General features: G+C 58.9%; 13 protein-coding genes. 9 read left to right on the forward strand and 4 right to left on the reverse strand.

What is annotated here, in order from left to right:
• Together K0B87_06080 and K0B87_06085 are read left to right on the forward strand one after the other, a co-directional pair.
• The coding region (locus K0B87_06080) for a hypothetical protein (GenBank protein MBW6514309.1) at positions 1 to 325 on the forward strand (325 nt) is incomplete at its 5' end.
• Between the two features lie 116 nt (positions 326 to 441).
• Positions 442 to 1,977 carry a nucleotide sugar dehydrogenase gene (locus K0B87_06085; protein MBW6514310.1) on the forward strand — a complete coding sequence of 512 codons (1,536 nt, stop codon included), beginning with the start codon at positions 442 to 444 and terminating at the stop codon, positions 1,975 to 1,977.
• 58 nt (positions 1,978 to 2,035) lie between these two features.
• Here the strand turns inward: K0B87_06085 and K0B87_06090 are convergent, their stop codons facing one another.
• Entirely contained in the window at positions 2,036 to 2,458 is a 423-nt protein-coding gene (locus K0B87_06090; protein MBW6514311.1) for an acyl-CoA thioesterase, read from the reverse strand.
• Between the two features lie 952 nt (positions 2,459 to 3,410).
• Here K0B87_06090 and K0B87_06095 point away from each other — a divergent pair.
• The 4 genes from K0B87_06095 to smpB are packed head-to-tail and all read left to right on the forward strand — an operon-like array spanning position 3,411 to position 7,978.
• Complete coding sequence (locus K0B87_06095; GenBank protein ID MBW6514312.1) at positions 3,411 to 5,189, forward strand: YfhO family protein; 1,779 nt, start codon at positions 3,411 to 3,413, stop codon at positions 5,187 to 5,189.
• Entirely contained in the window at positions 5,186 to 6,220 is a 1,035-nt protein-coding gene (gene mtnA, locus K0B87_06100) for an S-methyl-5-thioribose-1-phosphate isomerase (protein ID MBW6514313.1), read from the forward strand. Before K0B87_06095 ends, mtnA begins: the two co-directional genes overlap by 4 nt.
• A 4-nt stretch (positions 6,221 to 6,224) precedes the next feature.
• On the forward strand, positions 6,225 to 7,544 hold the full coding sequence (locus K0B87_06105; GenBank protein MBW6514314.1) for an amidohydrolase family protein: 1,320 nt from the start codon (positions 6,225 to 6,227) through the stop codon (positions 7,542 to 7,544).
• Positions 7,541 to 7,978 (forward strand): SsrA-binding protein SmpB, encoded by a 438-nt coding sequence (gene smpB / locus K0B87_06110; GenBank protein MBW6514315.1) that lies wholly within the window; start codon positions 7,541 to 7,543, stop codon positions 7,976 to 7,978. The genes K0B87_06105 and smpB overlap by 4 nt, the downstream gene beginning before the upstream one ends.
• A gap of 251 nt (positions 7,979 to 8,229) precedes the next feature.
• On the opposite strand, the gene K0B87_06115 is transcribed toward smpB, so the two are convergent.
• The 3 genes from K0B87_06115 to lepA all read right to left on the reverse strand — a co-directional run bounded on the left by K0B87_06115 (position 8,230) and on the right by lepA (position 12,104).
• Positions 8,230 to 8,427 carry a hypothetical protein gene (locus K0B87_06115; GenBank protein MBW6514316.1) on the reverse strand — a complete coding sequence of 66 codons (198 nt, stop codon included), beginning with the start codon at positions 8,425 to 8,427 and terminating at the stop codon, positions 8,230 to 8,232.
• A 215-nt stretch (positions 8,428 to 8,642) separates the two neighbouring features.
• Entirely contained in the window at positions 8,643 to 10,301 is a 1,659-nt protein-coding gene (locus K0B87_06120) for a BamA/TamA family outer membrane protein (protein ID MBW6514317.1), read from the reverse strand.
• A 6-nt stretch (positions 10,302 to 10,307) separates the two neighbouring features.
• Positions 10,308 to 12,104, reverse strand: coding sequence for a translation elongation factor 4 (gene lepA / locus K0B87_06125; GenBank protein MBW6514318.1), 1,797 nt, complete (start codon positions 12,102 to 12,104; stop codon positions 10,308 to 10,310).
• 224 nt (positions 12,105 to 12,328) lie between these two features.
• On the opposite strand from lepA, the gene K0B87_06130 reads away from it, so the two are divergent.
• From K0B87_06130 to K0B87_06140, 3 genes are all read left to right on the forward strand, one after another.
• Positions 12,329 to 12,619: a hypothetical protein gene (locus K0B87_06130; protein MBW6514319.1), complete on the forward strand. Its 291-nt coding sequence runs from the start codon at positions 12,329 to 12,331 to the stop codon at positions 12,617 to 12,619.
• A gap of 203 nt (positions 12,620 to 12,822) precedes the next feature.
• The gene (locus K0B87_06135; GenBank protein MBW6514320.1) at positions 12,823 to 13,017 is read left to right on the forward strand and encodes a hypothetical protein; all 195 of its coding nucleotides are present in this window, start codon (positions 12,823 to 12,825) and stop codon (positions 13,015 to 13,017) included.
• A gap of 204 nt (positions 13,018 to 13,221) precedes the next feature.
• The coding region (locus tag K0B87_06140) for a choice-of-anchor D domain-containing protein (GenBank protein ID MBW6514321.1) at positions 13,222 to 19,248 on the forward strand (6,027 nt) is incomplete at its 3' end.

A 19,248-nucleotide genomic window follows, 5' to 3' on the forward strand; every position in this document is an offset into this window, starting at 1 on the left:
CAAGCAGATCATCGACGCCTACGCTTTCGCCATTCCCTTCGCGGCGGTGGGCATGATCCTGATGACCAGCCTGCAGGCGATGGGCAAGGCCCTGCCGGCTTTTTTGGTCTCGATCTCGAGGCAGGGCTTGTTCTACATCCCGGCGATCATCATCCTGAACCGGTTATTCGGCTTTGGCGGGCTGATCTTCGCTCTGCCGCTGGCGGACATGCTCACGACCATCATCTCCGGCACTTTCGTCTGGATCATCGTGCGCGGGCTCAAACACCCCGTTCCGGCGCCCTCCGAGCAGGATTTCATCCCCCTCCCCGCGGAAAACGCCTGAGGCGCGAGGCCTGCTATCCGTTTCAAAATAAGCTGGAAAACTCAGAATATTCTTGACACGCGAAGCCACTGAGATTTTTGAAACCCAAATGAAACTTACATAGGAGAGACAGATTAATGCTGAATGTATCGCTAGCCCCCGACGGAAAAGAATATAAAATACCCACCGAAGAAGAGAACGCCCAGGAACGCGAGATCCTGAAGCGCATCACAGAAGAGCAGCGCAAGCTGGGCCGCAAGATCGTGGCCGTGCAGGGCCTGGGCTTCGTGGGCTGCGTGATGGCCACCGTTGTGGCCGACGCCACCGACAAGGATGGAAACCCGTATTACTACGTGCACGGGCACCAGCGTGCCTCCAAACGCTCGTTCTGGAAGGTTCCGGTCATCAATTCCGGAGTGCCGCCGGTCAGTTCCTCCGATCCCGAGGTTCCCCAGATCTTCCACCGCACCGTGGTGCAGAAACAGAATTTCCGCGCCACCAGCGAGGATTCGGTCTACAGCCTGGTGGACATCGTGGTGGTGGACATCCAGCTGGACGCCACAAAACCCTCATTCGGCGAAGCGGAAAAGGGCTTTTGCGACCTCCTGGCCTTCCGCGAGGGGATCCGCATGCTGGGCCAGCACATCCGTCCCGACTGCCTGGTCCTGGTGGAAACCACAGTTCCTCCGGGAACTTGCGAGAAAGTGGTCAAACCCATACTGGAAGAGGAATTCACCAAGCGCGGGATCGACATCACCAGCAATCCGCCTTTGGTGGCGCATTCCTACGAGCGCGTGATGCCCGGGGCCAAATACGTGGCTTCCATCCGGGATTTCTGGCGCGTCTTTTCCGGCGTGAACCAAAAGAGCATCGACCTCTGCCGCGAATTCCTGACCAACGTTCTGGACGTGGAGAATTATCCCCTCACGCAATTGGAAAACACCAACGCCTCGGAACTGGCCAAGACCATGGAAAACACCTACCGAGCCGTGAATATCGCCCTGACCCTGGAATGGGCAAGGTTCGCGGAGCAGGTCGGGGTGGACATCTTCAAGGTGCGGGAGGCGATCCGCAAACGCAAAGGCACGCACGACAATCTCTTGCGCCCCAGCCTGGGGGTTGGCGGCTACTGCCTCACCAAGGATCCCGTGCTGGCCAATTGGGCGATGCAGACCCTCTTTGGCCTCGAAGGGACGCTGGACATGGCCATCCGCTCCGTCAACATCAACGACACCATGCCCCTGCACACGATCGAGATCATCAAGCGGGAATTCGAATCCCTGCGCGACCTCAAGATCGCGGTTTTGGGCGTGTCCTACCTGGAAAACGTAGGCGACACGCGCCATTCGCCGTCCAAGACCCTGGTCGAGTTCCTGCGCAAGGAATTCGCCATCGCCCTCACCCACGATCCCTACGTGGAATCCTGGCCCGAACTTGAGGATTCCAATGTGGAAAGCGAACTGGATGCCGTTTTGCCCGCAGCGCAGGTGGTCATCTTCGCCGTGGGGCACGACCAGTATAAAGGCCTGTCACCGGCGGAGGTTGTGGCCATGTGCGGGACCAAGCCTTTGATCGTGGATTGCTCGAACTTCCTGTCCGACGCCGTGATCGCGGAGTATAAAAAGCTCGGCTGCAAAGTGCGCGGAGTGGGGAAGGGCCACATAGTGGACTAAATCACCAAAGAAATGCCATAAATCAAGGCGGGAGAGATCCCGCCTTTTTTGTTTTCTTCTATTCGTTTGCCAGGGTAGCAACCTGCTCGCGGAAGCTCAGGAACAGCTCATAGACTTCCAGCGGCAGGCGCCGGGCCTTGCCCTGGCTGGCGAAAACCCCCACCATCCGGGCCTCGAAGCAAAGCTCGCCGGCGGAGTTGTAGATCTGCTGGGTCCAAAGGCCCTTGACGCGGTTCATGTCGTCAAACCAGCTCCTGATCGTGATCACGTCCTCATGTTCTACGGCCTTGATGTAATCCAGCTCAAACCTGCGGATGAAGACCTGGAGGTCAAGTTCCCGCATGCGCAAAACGGACATGCCCATCTGTATCATCGCCTCCGCCCGCGCGCTTTCCAGCAACTGCAGGTAATTGGCGTTGTTCAGGTGCCCGTAGACATCACACTCAAAGCCGTAGATCCTTTTGCGAAATTCAAATTTCATTGGTATTCTCCCAGCTCAGCCAGCGCCGCTTCATTTTGTGCTTGACCGATATGCGAGGCGCAATTCTGATGCTAAAATCATTGTTTAAAATGAGGATAATATGGCCAAGAAATCTGTCAACCCCAAAATTGGGGGCAAAGCCCCGCAGGGCGGAAAAACCCACACCCCCGACATCAAAGGCAGGATCCAGACCCAACATCATCCGGACAGGAAACACGGCGCGCCGGCCAAAGCTGCGCGGCCTGCTCCTGAAAAACGCTGGCTGCCCCTGGCGTTGATGGCCTTCCTGCTGGTGTTCGTGAGCCTGCTCTACTTCCCGGTGGCCTTCCAGAACAAGTCGCCCCACGCTTCTGACATTTCGCAGTGGCAGGGCGCGGCCAACAAGATCATCGAGTACAACAAGAGCAATCCGGACAACGCCTTGTGGACCCAGAGCATGTTTTCCGGGATGCCCTCCTACATGATCTCCTTTCCCAACCGCTATCCATTTCTGGAAAACATTTCCCGGCTGACGGACAAGCTGATCAACTGGCGCATCTTCCTCCTCTTCATCGGCGGACTGGGCATCTTTTTGCTGCTGCGTTTCCTGAAGCTGGACCCCTGGACCAGCTTCTTCGGGGCCGTGGCCTTCATGTTTTCCTGCCATTGGCTGGGCTTGCTGGAGATCGGCCACAACACAAAGTTCCGCGCCATCATGTACATCCCCTGGGTGATCTGGGCGCTGCTGTACCTGCGCAAAAAACCCGGCTTGCTGGGCCTGGGATTCCTGGCCACCACCCTGATCATGCAACTGCGGGAAAACCATCCCCAGATCAGCTATTACCTCTACCTCTTCGTGGGCATGTACTGGATCTGGCAATTGATCGTTAGCCTCAAGAGCAAAGAGTTCAGGAGCTTCGGATTCTTCACGGCACTGCTGGTCCTGGCTGCCGGTCTCACCGTGCTGGCTGTGCTGAATCCCTATATGAGCACCATGGAATACAGCCACTACACGATGCGCGGAGGCTCCGCCGGCTTGGAGACAAGCTACGCCCAAGGCTGGAGCTTCCATCCTTTGGAGATCCTGACCCTGATCATCCCGGATTTCTATGGCGGGGTCAGCCCCACCTACTGGGGCTACATGCCTTTCACCCAGATCTACAACTATTTCGGGCTGGTGGTCCTGGCCTTCGGGATCATTGCCCTGCTGGGCAAGAAACACCGCCGGATGGCGATCTTTCTGTCCATCTCCTCCTTCCTCTTTCTGCTCATGTCCTTTGGCAGCTTTGCTCCCGCCCTGAGCGACCTGCTGCTCAAATACCTGCCCTATTTCAACAAATTCCGCGTGCCTTCCATGATCCTCACCATGGTGCAGGTCAACGCCGTGATCCTCGCCGCGTTGGGACTGGACACGGTCCTGCACTATTCCGAAAAAGAGGATAAACGCTGGAGCAAAGGGCTGTTCAAGGCTTTCTGGATCTGCGGGGCGGTGTTCCTGCTTTGGCTGGTGGCCGCCAAATCGCTCTTCGGAGGCCTGAATTTCACCAACGCCGGCGAACTGGCCCAGCTTGAGCAATACAACGCCATGTCCCGCCTGGCGGAGTTTAAGTCCCAGCGCCTGGGAATGCTCTATACAAGCGGTATCCTCAGCCTGCTCTTCCTCACCGTGAGCATGGGCCTGGCCTGGCTGAAGAGCAGCAAGAAACTTCCCAAGCTGGCTTTTATCCTGCTCCTGACTGTGATCGTCTTCGCCGATCTCTATGTCTACACCGGAAAACACCTGAAGAGCGAAAACCTCAAGGCCCGCCAGGAACATCTGGACCGCTTTGCCATCCAAGACTACGACGAATACCTGCTGGCGGACAAGGATAACTACCGCGTCTATCCGGTCGACACCAACATCCTCACCCATAGGCAGTTACCAAAGCCCGCGGGAGAATGGGCCTACCACCATCAAACCGTATTGGGCTATTCCGCGGCCAAGCTGAAACGCTATGACGACCTGCTCAAGGTGCTGCAGGACAGCGCGCAAGGCCCCGGAGAGTGGCGTCGCTACCTGATCGGCGTATTTTCCCCCCCCCAGGGAGAAATGCCGGAAGAGAAGGCCACACCTATCATGGACATGCTGGCCGTGAAATATCTGCTCCATCCCGAACGGCTCCCCTACGATTCGCTGCTGACCAAGATCAGGCCAGTGTATGACAGCTACCGGGGAGTGTCGGTCTACCGGAATGAAACCGCCTTGCCGCGGGCCTGGTTCGTGGATTCCGTCCAGATGGTGGAACCTGCGGATTCGATCCTGGCCCTGCTGCGCTCCGAAAGTTTCGCTCCCCGCCGCCTGGCCTACGTGGAAAACGATGTAGGCAACGTGACGGCGCCTGATTCCGCCTGGGTGAAGCAGACCAAGGCCGAAATGCATGAATTGTCCTACGATCTTTACACGGACAAGCCGGCCTTCCTGGTGCTGAGCGAGGTTTATTATCCCGCCGGCTGGAAAGCCCTGCTGGACGGGGAGGAAATACCCATTCATCCTGCCAACTACGTCCTGCGGGGACTGCAAATTCCAGCCGGTGAGCACAAGTTGGAGCTGGTCTTTACCCCTGATTCCTACAAGAAGAGCGTCACGCTCAGCCTGATCGGCCTGCTGGTGAGCCTGCTGGCCTTGGCCGGCGGATTGCTGCTCAAATACCGCAAAACCAAGGCGGAACCTCTTGGACAGCACAACCAGGAAACAACTCCGGGAAACCAATGATCATCAACAACCAGGAATACCGGAGCGTGTGGTGGGAGCACGCACGCCTGCGCCTGATCGACCAGAACAAGCTGCCCTTTGAATTTGCCGTGGCGGAATTCACCGACCACCGCAAGGTGGCGGAGGCGATCCGCGACATGACGGTGCGTGGTGCCCCGGCCATTGGGGCGGCGGGCGCTTTTGGCCTGGCTCTGGCCGCCCAGAATGCCCCGGAGGAAAAGTTCCGGGCCCACCTGCGCCAGGCCCATGACCTGCTGGTTTCCACACGTCCCACCGCGGTCGATCTGCTCAACGGGGTGAATTACGTCTATGAGCAGACGATCAGGTTCATCCCGGACGTTCCTCATGCCCGTCAGGTTTCGATCCTGGCTGCCAATGAATTTGCCGGGCGCAGCGCCGAAGACTGCCGCCTGATCGGGGTTGTGGGCAACCAGGTCGTGCCTCAAAGAGCCCGCATTCTCACGCATTGCAATGCCGGAGCTTTGGCCACGGTGGATTGGGGCACCGCCCTGGCCGTGATCCGCGCGGCCCATCGGGGCGGCAAGGAGATCTTCGTCTATGTGAGCGAAACCCGGCCCCGTTTCCAGGGCGCCCGCCTGACCGCTTTCGAGCTGGAGCAGGAAGGGATCCCGCACGCCATTATTGCCGACAGCGCGGCTGGCTATTATTTCTGGAAAAGGGAGATCGATCTGGTGCTCACGGGGGCGGACAGGGTCTGCCTCAACGGCGACATCGCCAACAAGATCGGCACCTACGACAAAGCCATCCTGGCCAACCACCACAGAATACCTTTCTACGTCGCCGCGCCGCTTTCCACCTTCGATTTCGGCTGCAACCACGGGACCGACATCCCCATCGAATTCCGCTCCGAGGAGGAACTGAGAGTTTATGACGGAGTGCGGACCGCCAATCCAGGCTCTCCGGCCCTCAATCCCTCCTTCGACATCACCCCGACCGGCTTCATCAGCGGGATCATCACCCACAAGGGCGTCTTCAGCCCGCGCGAGGCCGCCCAAAAGGTGCAGGGTTGAAAACATGGCCGCTGCGAAAAAGATCGACGTTCTGATCAGGGGCGGGACCATCCTCTGCCTGGATGAGGCCTTAAGCACCCTGGAAGATCATGATATCGCCATCTCCGGGGGCAGGATCCTGGAGATCGTGCCCAGCGACAGCGCTTTGTATGAAGCAGCCAAGGCCATCGACGCCACGGACTGCATCGTGATGCCCGGCTTGATCAACGCCCACACCCACCTGCCGATGACCTATTTTCGCGGCCTGGCCGACGACCTGCCCCTGATGACCTGGCTAAAGGATTACATCTGGCCGCTGGAAGCCAGGCTCCTGGACCGGGAGTTCATTCGCAGCGCCTCACTGCATGGGGCCTCTGAGATGATCAAAAACGGCATCACCCAGATCCATGACATGTATTTTGACCTGGGCGCCATTGCTGAAGCCTGCACCCAAGCTGGTTTACGAGGCATCATCGGGGAAGCGGTGATCGATTCTGACAACGGTTCAGCGCCCCCTCCGGGCAGCAAGGTCCTCGAACTGCGCCAGCGCTACAAGGGCAATCCCCTGGTTGATTTCAACCTCGCGCCCCATTCCATCTACGCCTGTTCGCGCGACACCCTGCTCAAATGCGCCCAGGCCGCCTCAGATCTGGGGGTTTTTCTGCACATGCATCTTTCCGAAACCGAGCACGAAGTGCGCGACTGCCAGCGCGAGCATGGCAAACGACCGGTTTTTTACCTTAAGGAAATTGGCATTCTGGAACTGCCGGCCATTTATGCCCACGGGGTTTGGGTCGACGCGGAGGAGATCGAGCTCCTGGCCGAGCATCCGGCTTCGATCGCCATCTGCAGCGAAAGCAATCTCAAGCTCGCCTCCGGGATCCTGCCCCTGAAAGGCTATCTGGACGCGGGCGTGAACGTTTGCTTCGCCACGGACGGAGTGGCCAGCAACAACAACCTGGACCTGCTGGCTGAAATGGATGTCACCGCCAAGCTGCACAAGGCCGTAAACAACGATCCCTCCTTCCTTCCGGCCGCCAGGGTGCTGCAAATGGCCACCCTCGATGCCGCCAAAGCGCTCGGCGTGGGGGATAGGCGGGGCTCACTGGAAACCGGAAAGGATGCCGATATCTGCATTTTGACGCTCGCTGCGCTGGAGTGCCAGCCCCTCTACAATCCTTATTCCCACGTGATCTACACTCTCGGCTCGCGCCATGTGAGGGACGTGATGATAGCCGGGGAACTTGTTTTGGAAGGGGGCCGGCTGACCAGGGTGGATGAAGCCGAGTTGATCTCGGTCGCGAAAACCTATCGGGCCAAAATCCTCCGGGAGCTCAAAAAATGAGCTCGATCAAGAACCGCCGCGCCCTGCACGACTATTTCGTGATCCAGAAATTCGAGGCGGGAATCGCCCTGGTGGGCAGCGAGATCAAGTCCATCCGCGCCGGCAAGGTCAATTTTCGTGATAGTTACGCCCGGATCGATGACGGGGAATGCTGGCTGGTCAATCTGCACATCAGCCCCTGGGAAAAAGCCTCCCACTTCAACCACGATCCCAGCCGCAAACGCAAGCTGCTCCTGCATAAGCACGAGATCCGCCGCCTGAGGGTGAAAACCGAGGAACAGGGCATGACCATCGTTCCTCTGGAGATCAGTATCGATGATAGGGGATTCTGCAAAGTCGTCATCGCCCTCGTGAAGGGCAAAAAGACTTATGACAAGCGGGAAACCCTGCAAAAGAAAGACCTCGAACGGGACAAGGAACGCGAAGGCCGCTAAAGGCCATCTTTACAGCGCTGTTGTTGTAGCCTGTCAGCAAACCAGATCCCCCTTTTGCCCAGCCTGCTCACCACACAGTCACCACTGCCTGAGAACCCGCTCACTGAGGGGGTGCTCAGGCAGTGGTGGGCAAGTGGTGAGCAGGCTGGGAAAAAGGGCGGAATGGGGCGTAAATTGTGAACAAGAAAAAACGGGCATCCAGATGGACACCCGTTTTTTTAAGGACTGCGCTATTAGTAGTTAATCAATGCTTAGGGGTTAACTACATCTTTGATTTCGGCTGTTGCGGCGTCGATGTTCTCCACCAAAGAATCAACTGTGGCTTGAGTGTCTTCAGTCACTTCTTCGGTTTCTACGACAACTTCTTCCTGCTGGGTCTTGCAGCCGGTGAACGCCAACATGCCGATGAGCATCATAGCGATAAGGGCAATAAGAACGAGTTTTTTCATTTTGATTCCTCCATAAGTAGAATCCATATTTTTTTGATTTGATTTGTTTTCGATTTTAGTTTGGACAGTTTAGAGCCTTGCCGGGCTATTTGCTTGAGAGGGGCGGCAGGCCGCAAAGCCTTTAGCAGCCTCTCACACAGTCCTTACTCACAACTATGTACTGATGTATTGGGAGCCAACATATGGGGGGTGATAATTTTGGCAAGTTATTTTTTTCAGAAACTGGTGTCGAGCCCGGCATGGACCATTCCAGCCCCCAGATCGGCAAAGCCGTTTTCCCTGTGTCCCAAGCCGTACTCAATACTCAGGATCCCCAGGCGGGTTCGGACCTTGATCCCCAGACCCGGGGCAAAGAGATCGCTCCGTAGTTTATTCTTGGATAAGGCCAGGATGCCGTGGTCGTAAAACAGGTAGATCCTGGAACCGGGATTGATCAGGTAGCGCAGTTCCAGGTTTGTCCATCCCAAACGCCAGCTGGAGAACTCCTCCTCCCGGAAGCCGCGCAAGGAATTGTATCCGCCCAGGCGGTAGAGAGAATAATCAGCAGCGGTGCTGTCAGCGAGACTGCGCAGATGCAGGCCCAGGGCAAAGGTCCAGCGCTGGCTGAGGCCCAGATAATGGGTGTGGCTGGCTTCCAACGCATTTGTCCAACGCTCGTCCGTGTCGGAAAACCGAACGCGATAGGTGAGGTTGGTTTGCGCTCCCCGGCTGGGATTCAGCAGTTGGTCGCGGGTATCCAGTCGCCAGAAAACCCCGATGCTGCGTCTGGCTGAATTTTCCACTTGGATCGGTCGTCGTGTTCCGGGTGCGATCCCCTCCAGGGCAAGTTCCAGCCCGTATTTTTGGCTGGTCCCGTAGGAATAGATGTCGGTAGCCAGGGAAGACCTGATCCAGGTGGAATCCTGGACGACGCGGCTGAGGGAAAGATCGGCCGAGAGCGGGAAAGAAGTGGGACCGGACTCGTGATAGTTGAGCTGGAGCAGGCTGCTGAAGGGATTCTGGCGCCAATTAAGGCCAAGGGAGCGGTCGCTGCCCCAGAGGTTCAGGAACTGCAGGTTGATCAGTCCGGTCAGCTCGGTTTTATCCCTCAGTTGAGTAAAGCCGAGCACTCCTTCCAGATAGGTCATCTTTCCTTCTTCGATCTGGATCAGGATGCTGGAGGGATCGAGCGGCTCGACCCGGCAGGCGTTGATATAGCTCTTGCGCAGGATGTTCTCCTCCGCGGTCCGGAGCAGGGCGGGGGTGATCACGCCGGCCTGGCTGAGTCCGGCCAGCTTGACCAGGGTATTGTCGCGGGTGTAGGTGTTGCCCTGGAAATAGTAGTTTTCCGGCCGCAGGGGGCGGCCTTCGCTGATCCCGAGCCAGGCGGAAAATCCCTCCTCCAGGGCCAGGGAATCGAGCCGGACCGAGGCAAAGAGATAGCCCCGCCGGTGATATTGGTCCAGGATCCGGTCCATCAAGGCGGGGAGTTCGGAAATCGCGACCCGCTGTCCGTCTGCCAGCAGAAGCAGTTCGCGCAGCTTGGCCTCGGTGAAATAGCGCAGGCCGGAGAAACGCAGCGCGGCCCCGTCTGCGGGCACAAGCTCCTCGAGGCGGAAGGAGAGTTCCATTCCCGTGGAGGATAGCGGGATCAGTTCCGGCAGGGGTATGCGCACAAAGGGATGGCCCCGGGCCTGCAGCAAGCTCTGCATCGCCGCTATGGAGGCGTTCACCGCGGCCGGGTCGTATTCCTCGCCGGTCCGCAAACCTGCCGCTTGAAGTAATTGCTCCCTGTCCAGGGGAAAATTGGCCTCCAGGCTGATCTTCTCGACGATCAAGGCCTGGCAGGCCATTCCCAGAAGCAATGCCAGCAGAGCGGCCAGCCAGCCTTTCATGGAGCCCTAACCCCGGTCCGCCTTCAGCACGGCCAGGAAGGCCTCCTGGGGCACGTTGACGGAGCCGATCTCCTTCATCTTCTTTTTGCCTTCCTTCTGCTTGTCCAGCAGCTTGCGCTTGCGGCTCACGTCCCCGCCGTAGCACTTGGCTAAAACGTCCTTGCGCATCGGATTGATCGTGCTCCGGGCGATGATCGTGCCCCCGATGGCTGCCTGGAGGGCGATCTTGAACAGGTGGCGGGGGATCACCTCAGCCAGGGTGTCAGTGACGCTTTTGCCCCAGTTGTGGGCTTTGTCCTGATGGCAGATGAAGCTCATGGCGTCCACCTTTTCGCCGTTGATCAGGATGTCCACCTTGGCCACGCGGGAGACGCGGAAATCCTTGAAAGCGTAATCCAGCGAGGCGTAGCCGCGGCTGACGGTCTTGAGTTTGTCGTAAAAGTCGAAGATGATCTCGATCAGGGGCATTTCATAATGCAGCGACACCCGCTTCTCATCGATGTACTGGATGTTTTTCTGGATGCCCCGGCGTTCCTGGGCCAGCTTCATGATGTTGCCGATGTAGTCCGTGGGCACGATGATCTCGGTGTCCATGTAGGGCTCTTCTATGCTTTCGATGAAGGTGGGATCGGGAAAATCGATGGGGTTGTGCACTTCCAGTTCGGCGCCGCTCTTGAGCTTGATCAGGAAGCGGACGCTTGGCGTGGTGGCGATGATGGGGATGTTGTATTCCCGCAGCAGGCGCTCCTTCACGATCTCCAGGTGCAGCATCCCCAAAAATCCACAGCGGAAGCCATAGCCGAGGGCGGCGGAATTTTCCTTTTCATAGACCAGGGAGGCGTCGTTGAGCTTGAGCTTGGCGATCGAATCCACCAGGTTTTCATAGTCCTCGCCGTTGATGGGGAAGATGCCGGAATAGACCATCGGCTTCGGCTCCATGAAGCCCGGCAGGGACTCCGCGCAGCCGCCTTTGGCCAGGGTGATCGTGTCGCCCACCCGGGCGTCCGCCACCTCCTTGATGTTGGCGATAATGTAGCCTGCTTCACCCACCGTCAGTTCCTTCTGTGGCGAAAATTTCAGCCCCAGGTGGCCGATCTCCTCGATGTCGTACTCCCGTTCCGTGGCGAAGAGCTTGATCCGGTCGCCCTTGTGCAGCGATCCGTCGAACAGGCGCACCAATACCACCACTCCGCGGTACATGTCGAAATAGCTGTCGAAGATCAGGGCCTTGGGCGGGGCGTCCGGATCGCCCTGGGGATGGGGAAGCCTTTCCACTACGGCGTCCAGCAGCTCCGAGATCCCCGTTCCCGCCTTGGCGCTCACCTTCAGGATGTCCTCTTCCGCGCAGCCCAGGATCTCTTTAAGATCGTGCTGCGTGCCATCGACGTCCGCCTTGGGCAGGTCGATCTTGTTCAGCGCAGGGAGTACTTCCAGGTTGTTTTCCAAAGCCAGATAAAGGTTGCTCATGGTCTGGGCCTCGATGCCCTGGGAAGCGTCAACCAGAAGTATGGCGCCTTCGCAGGAAGCCAGCGCGCGGCTCACCTCATAGGAAAAATCCACATGCCCAGGTGTATCGATCAGATTGAGGATGTAGTCCTGGCCCTGATAGTTGTGGATCATCCGGATGGCGTGGCTCTTGATCGTGATCCCCTTTTCCCGCTCGAGGTCCATGCTGTCCAACACCTGCGCCATATCCACCTTGCCCACCACGTGGGTGGTTTCCAGAAAGCGGTCCGCCAGCGTGGATTTGCCATGGTCGATATGGGCGATGATGCAGAAGTTGCGTATCAGGTCCTGTTTCATTCTATATCCTTGATATTACGTTCATTTTCCGGCCAGCCCCGTCTTGCGGGGGATGGCGATTTATAGTAGACCAGAATTGACAGTGTTCACTTTTGTCAACAATTTAATCCGCGCGCCGGCCAATTTGGGGATTCTTTTTCTTGACAGGGCAATCTTTTGATAATTAAGGGATAACAAACCAAAATAGCGGACTATTCAAGCTCCGCCATAAACGGGAGAGAACAATGAAAGCTCTGACGATCGCACTTTTCTTTGTTTTATGTTTTGCCCTGCTGCCGGCCAGCGCCAACATCAGTGGTACGGTGAGCAGCAGCGTAACCCTGGGGCGCACCTTCCCGGCCAGTGATGGGGTCTATATTGTCACCGGGGACGTTACTGCGCAGGGCTCCTCGCCGGTCCTGAACGTGGAGGCGGGTGTGGTGGTCAAGTTCAACGCCGGCAGGCAGTTGATCATCGGCAGCCCGTCCTCTTCCAGTTTGAACGGAAACCTGGTGATCAACGGCACCCAGGCCTAACCCGTTTTGTTCACGGCCAATTCAGCCACGCCCAGCCCAGGTTTCTGGCTCCACGTGAAAAACAACGCTCAGCGGGCAGAAGATCTTGGCCCTGGCAACAGCTTCAGCGAAAACGGGGTCCAGCGCGTCCTGTTGCGGGCCAACAACATCAACACAGGCCAGACCTGGCCAAACCCAGGGCCCCTGTCTGCTTCACCCTCGAGGTGCTGGGGGACGACCTGCAAATTGGCTGGGACAGCGTTCCCGGCGCCGAGCGCTACAACCTTTTCCATTCACCCGACCCCCTCTCCGGATTCACCCTCCTGCAGGCCAACATCGGCTCCACCTCCTGGCTGCATCTGGGAGGCGCCTCCGGCCCCAGAGGTTTCTACCGGGTCACGGCCCACGACGATCGCTGACCGAAATCAAGCCAGTTAGAGGCCAAGGCAATGGCTGGGAGCACCAGATCCCCTCTGGCCGGGGGATTCTCTCGCACCGCTTTCCCCCTTGAACAAATAGATTGACTTGATTTCCGGCCTCCAATAATATGGGAATTTGATGTTTGAGCGGATCTGCTCAATATCGATCAGATGACTTTTATTCGCATTGCGAAGGAGAACAAGATGAAAAACATTATCTTTGTGGCGGCTTTGACCCTGCTCTGCGCTTTGGGTTGGGCGGCTTTGTCCGATTACAGCTTCCAGCAAAGCGCTGGCACTTACACTGAATTGACCGCTCCCACCCAGATCCACGGACCGGGAGTCGATGATTCGATGTCCTCAGTGATCGAACTGGGTTTCACTTTCATGTTCGATGAAAACCCCTATACCCAGTTCAAGGCCAACTCCAACGGCTTCATCACCTTGAATCCCTCATCCACGGCCTCTCTGAGCAATAACCTCACCACCCAGACCCTGATCCTGGGAGCGCTTTGGGACGACCTGAAGACCAACGACGGCGATGGCCAGGTGGGCTATCAACTGAGCGGAACCTCGCCCAACCAGGTGTTGACCGTCCAGTTCAAAAGCATGAAATGGTATTACAGCACCACCAACCTGGTCAATTTCCAGATCAAACTCTACCAGGGCTCAAACCGGATAGAATTCATCTATGGCACGATGGCAGGCACTCCCGGGACCAGCGCTTCCGCTTCCATCGGGCTCTCAGGCGCCGTGGCCGGAAACTTTCTGAGCGTCACTCCCGCCTCTCCTTCAGCGACCTATTCCACCACGGCCGAATTCAACCAGATCAACGGGACCCACATTCCCTTCCTCACCGGCAACATGTACGTTTTCCTGCCTCCGGTGCCCGCGGATAACGACCTTGCCGCCACCGGGATCTCCGGTAACCTGACCCCCTCGGTCAACACGCCTTCCAATTACACGGTTTCCATCTACAATCGTGGCAGCAACGCCCAAAGCACCTACACGGTGCAACTGATCGACGCCAGCGACAACGTCTTGGCCAGCGTCGCCGGACCGGCCATCGCCTCCGGGGCCACCACACCTGTCCAGGTGGCCTGGACTCCCACGGCCCAGGGCCCTGTGGCCTTGCGCGGCAGGGTGGTCCTGACGGGGGACGAGAACCCCGCCAACAACACCACCAGTGTGCTCAATGTGACAGTGATGCCAGCCGGAGTGATCGTGGTGACGATCGGAGACGGCAGTGCCAACATCCGGATGCCGCTGGATTTCTATTATCGCAACAGCCTCAACGAAACCCTCTATTTCCCCACCGAGATCGGTATGTACGGCAACGTAACGGCGATCACGCTCTACAACAATTTCAGCACTGCCACCCTGAACAACATGCCCACCAAGATCTGGCTGGGCACCACCAACCTGGCCGACCTCAGCGGAGGCTGGATCCCCGCGACCGAACTCACCCAGGTTTTCGACGGGACCGTCACCTACCCTCCGGGCGAGAATACCATCACCATCCCGCTGCAGACCATCTTTCCCTACACCAGCGGCAACCTGGTGGTGATGTTCAACCGCCCGATGGACACCGGCTACTACAGTTCCCTGGACTATTTCAAAGGCCAGACCATCGGCACCAATCGCGCCCGCAACGCGTATTCAGACAGCGTCAACTACGATCCCACCAATCCCGGGACAGTGGGCACGGTAAGCGGGACCTTTGCCAAGACCTCTTTGCACATGACGCCTCTGGGGGATGACCCCTATTTCAGCGTGATCCCAGCCAGCAGGGATTATGGCACTGTGCTGATAAACTCCAGCACAGACCAGACCTTCAGCATCATGAACGCCGGGGGCGGGACTCTGGTGATAAACAGCATCGCCATCGCCGGGAGCCAGTTCTTCAGCCTGCAAAACCTGCCCACTTTGCCCGTAAGCCTGACCACAGGCCAGACCGCCACCTTCATCGGGCGCTACCAGCCCACCGCCGAGGGGGCGCACAGCGCCACCATCACCATCACGGACAACCTGGCCAATCGCGTTCCCCACACGGTTTCCCTGATTGGAAACTGCATCGACACCCAGATCACCGCCCTGCCTTACACGCAGAACTTCGACGCGGTCACCGCCCCGGCCCTGCCCCTTGATTGGGGAAGCCTGATCACGGTCAACGGCACGACCGCCGTCGTTGTGACCTATACCAGTTCACCCCATTCCGCTCCCAATAGCGTGCGCATGTACAATGGCGCCACGGCTGGAAACGAGGTGTTTCTGATCGCCCCGCCCCTGGCCCCGGCGATCCCGGTGAACTCGGTGCGCCTCAAGCTCTGGGTGAAGGGCGGCGGCTCGAACTACACCATGAGCTTCGGGGTGATGACCGATCCCACCGATGCCAGCACATTCACCCAGGTCGGCACGATCACACCCACCACCGCCTGGCTGGAATACGTCGTCCCCTTCAATGGCTACACCGGCACGGGCACTTTCATGGCGATCAAGCACGATACGGCCGGAACCGGACGCACCTTTTACGTTGACGACGTCATCCTGGAGCTGATCGCCGCCGATGACCTGGCCTGCACCGCCCTGACGGGGAATACGACTCCGGCTGTGAACGCGGCCACCACCTACACCGCCTCGGTCTTCAACTGGGGCACCAACCCGCAGAGCGCCTACTCTGTGAAGCTATACAGCTCCGACGGGACCGAGCTTGCCACCGCCGCCGGGGTCGCCTGCGCTCCCGGCGCGACGGTCCAGATTCCTGTGGTCTGGACTCCCACGGTAGAGGGCCCGCTGGCCATCTATGCCAAGGTGATCCTGCCCGGAGACCAGAATCCCGCCAACGACCAGAGCCCGGTCCTGAACATCGCCGTCCAGCCCGCCGGAGTTCTGATGGTCACGATTGGCGAAGGCAACCTGGCCGAGGGCGTCCCCCTGGAATTCTATTACAAAAACAGCCTCCACCAGGCGCTTTATTTCCAAAGCGAGCTCAACGTCTACGGAAACGTCACCGCCCTCACTTTCTACAACAATTTTGTGACCAACCTGCCCAACATGCCCTGCAAATTCTGGCTGGCCCAAACCGACCTGGCCGACCTCTCCGGAGGCTGGATCCTGGATGGCCTGACCCTCGTTTACGACGGCAACATCGACTTCCCCTCCGGCCAGAATACCATCACCATACCCCTGCAAACCCCGTTCTCCTACACCGCTGGCAACCTCCTGCTCTATGCCCAGCGTCCCATGGACACGGTCTATTACAGCAGCAGCGATAACTTCCAGGCCCAGACCTTGGGCACCAACCGGGCCCGCAAGCTCATATCCGACTCAGTGGCCTACGATCCCCTGGCCCCCTCAGCGGCCGGCACTCTTTCCGGGACCTTTGCCAAAACCTCATTCTCCTTTGTCACCAGCGGATTTGCCGCCCTGCAGGGTGTGGTGACCTCCGGCGGAAATCCCGTGGCGGATGTGAGCATCGTGGTCGACGGAACCACCTATTCCACCGTCACGGCCTTCAACGGGGCTTACAGCTTCCCCTTCCTCCAGCCGGGCAATTACACCGTCACCGCCAGCAAGCTGGGCTATGAGACCCAGAACCTGCCCGTGGTTTTGGTGGCCGATGAGACCACCACCCTGAATTTCATCCTGACGCCCTCGGTGACCGTGAACGTCAGCGGGACCGTGGTGGGCAGCGACCAGCCCACGGTCGGTCTGGCGGGTGTGGAGATCACCCTGGACGGCCCTCTGGATTACACCGGCACGACCAACGCCCTGGGCCAGTTCATGATCAGCGGCGTCCTTTCCGGCAACAACTACAACTACAGCTTTGTCAAGACGGGCTATCAGGACCTCTCCGGAACGATCAGCGTCGGTGGCTCAAACCATGACATGGGCACCCTGACCATGAACGAGATCGCCCTGCCGCCAGCGGGTGTCGAAGCGGTGGAAAACCTCGCCCAGACCCAGGTTTCGCTCACCTGGTACACCCCAGGCTCCACCGGCGGGCCTTTCTCCGATTTTGAACTCGACGACGGCGGCTGGGTCTCCAGCGGATTTGGAGACTGGGAGTGGGGCAATGATTACAACGTTGCCAATTATGTGGACATCGACACCTATGTGGACCAGCCTCCCGCCTCAGCCCACAGCGGAACCGGCATGTGGGGCACAGTGCTTGAAGGTGGATACAGCAATTGCGGGGACTGGTCCTACCTGAGGAAGACCTTCAACTTCTCCGGGATCAACAACCCCGTGTTGAGCTTCTGGCACTACATGGACGGCTACAACACCTGGGATTACGGCCTGATCAAGGTTAATGGAGCCACTGTGTGGGGCTCCAGTTCCCAAGCGGTGTTCATGCCCTGGCAGGAACTCACGGTCAATCTGGCCGCCTATGCCAATCAGGCCACCGTGGAGATCAGCTTTGAGTGGTATGCCACAACCGTTGTTTCCTATGCCGGCTGGTACATCGATGATCTCTATGTCGGCCCCTCCCGGGGCAGGACCGTGAATTATGCCCATTCCGAAGCTCCCGCGGTAACGCCAGGGCTTTCGGAAACAGCCGGGGCCGCCCTCAGGGAACGGCGCGACCTCAGTCCCGGACGCTTGATCCCAAGCCGTGACGCCGCGACCCGCCAACCCCGCACTGAGCGGATCCTCACGGGCTACAGGGTCTGGCGCCTCCTCCAGGGCAACGAAGGAAACGAAGGCTCCTGGGTCCAGCTCACCCCAGCCGCCATTGCGGACACTGCCTTCGTGGACACCGGCTGGGCCGCCCTGCCAGACGGCAACTACAAGTGGGCAGTGAAGGCGATCTACACGAACAACGTGCCCAGCGTGGCCGCCTTTTCCAACCTGATCCGCATCCTGCGGCTCGACCTGGCCGCCCTCAGCCTGAGCGGCACCACGACCCCCTCGGTGAACCTGCCCGCCACCTATCAGGTGGAGGTGCAAAACACCGGGACCACCACCCAGCAGGGCACGGCCTACACAGTCAAGCTCATGGCCGGGACCACCGAGTTGGCCTCGGTTCCGGGTGTGACCCTGACCCCCGGCCAAACCCACACCTTCAGCATCGTCTGGACCCCCTCCACTCCCGGGCCGCTGGCCCTCACCGGCCGCGTCGCCCTGCCCGGAGACGCCCTGCCAGCCAACGACTCGACCCAGCCCCTGAACATCAGCGTGATGCCGGAAGGCGTGGTGGCCGTGACCGTGGGCGACGGAACCGCCGTGGAAGGCCGCCCCGTGGATTTCTACTACAACAACAGCCTCTTCCAGTGCCTCTATTATCCCTCGGAGCTGGAAATGTTCGGCAGCATCACCGCCTTGAGCTTCTACAACAACTTCGTGACCAACCTGCCCAACAAGCCCACCAAGATCTGGCTGGGCCAGACCTCCCTGCCCGACCTCTCCGGAGGCTGGATCCTGCCTCCTGGGAACCTCACCCTCGTCTATGACGGCAACATCACCTATCCCTCGGGCGAAAACACGGTCACCATCCCGCTGCAGACCCCGTTCGAATACACCAGCGGCAACCTCGTGCTCTATGCCAACCGCCCCATGGACACCCAGAATTTCAATACCGGCGACGATTTCCGCGTCCAGACCGTGGGGGCCAACCGGGCCCGCAAGCTGACCTCCAACACCGTGAACTACGATCCCAACGCGCCCTCAGCCGCGGGAACCCTTTCCGGCCAGTTCCCGATGACCACCTTCCACCTGGCCGCCATCGGCAGCACGCCGATCTTTGCCATCACGCCCACCAGCCGCGATTTTGGCACCGTCCTGATCAACAACGCCTTCCAGCAGCAATTCATCATCAGCAACGCCGGCGGAGGGCCTTTGACCGTGAGCTCCATCAGCATTGCCGGCAGCCCCTTCTTCACCCTGGCCGGCTTGCCGGGCTTCCCCGCCACGATCGCGTTCGGCGAGACCATCACCTTCACCGCGAACTACCTGCCCACGGCCGAAGGGCCCCACGCCGCCACCATCACCATCGTGGACAACATGGCCCGCCAGACCCACACCGTCTCCCTGGCCGGAAACTGCATCGACACCCAGATCAACTCCCTGCCCTATGCGCAAAGCTTCGACGGGGTTGCCCCTCCCGCCCTGCCCATCGACTGGAACAGCATCGTCCAGTCGACCTCCACATCAGCGTTTGTGGGAACCTATGCTTCAACGACCTACGCGCACAGCCAGCCCAACTGCGCCAGGCTCTACAATCCCAGTGAT

Source organism: Candidatus Syntrophosphaera sp. (assembly GCA_019429425.1).
Classification (GTDB): Bacteria; Cloacimonadota; Cloacimonadia; order Cloacimonadales; family Cloacimonadaceae; genus Syntrophosphaera.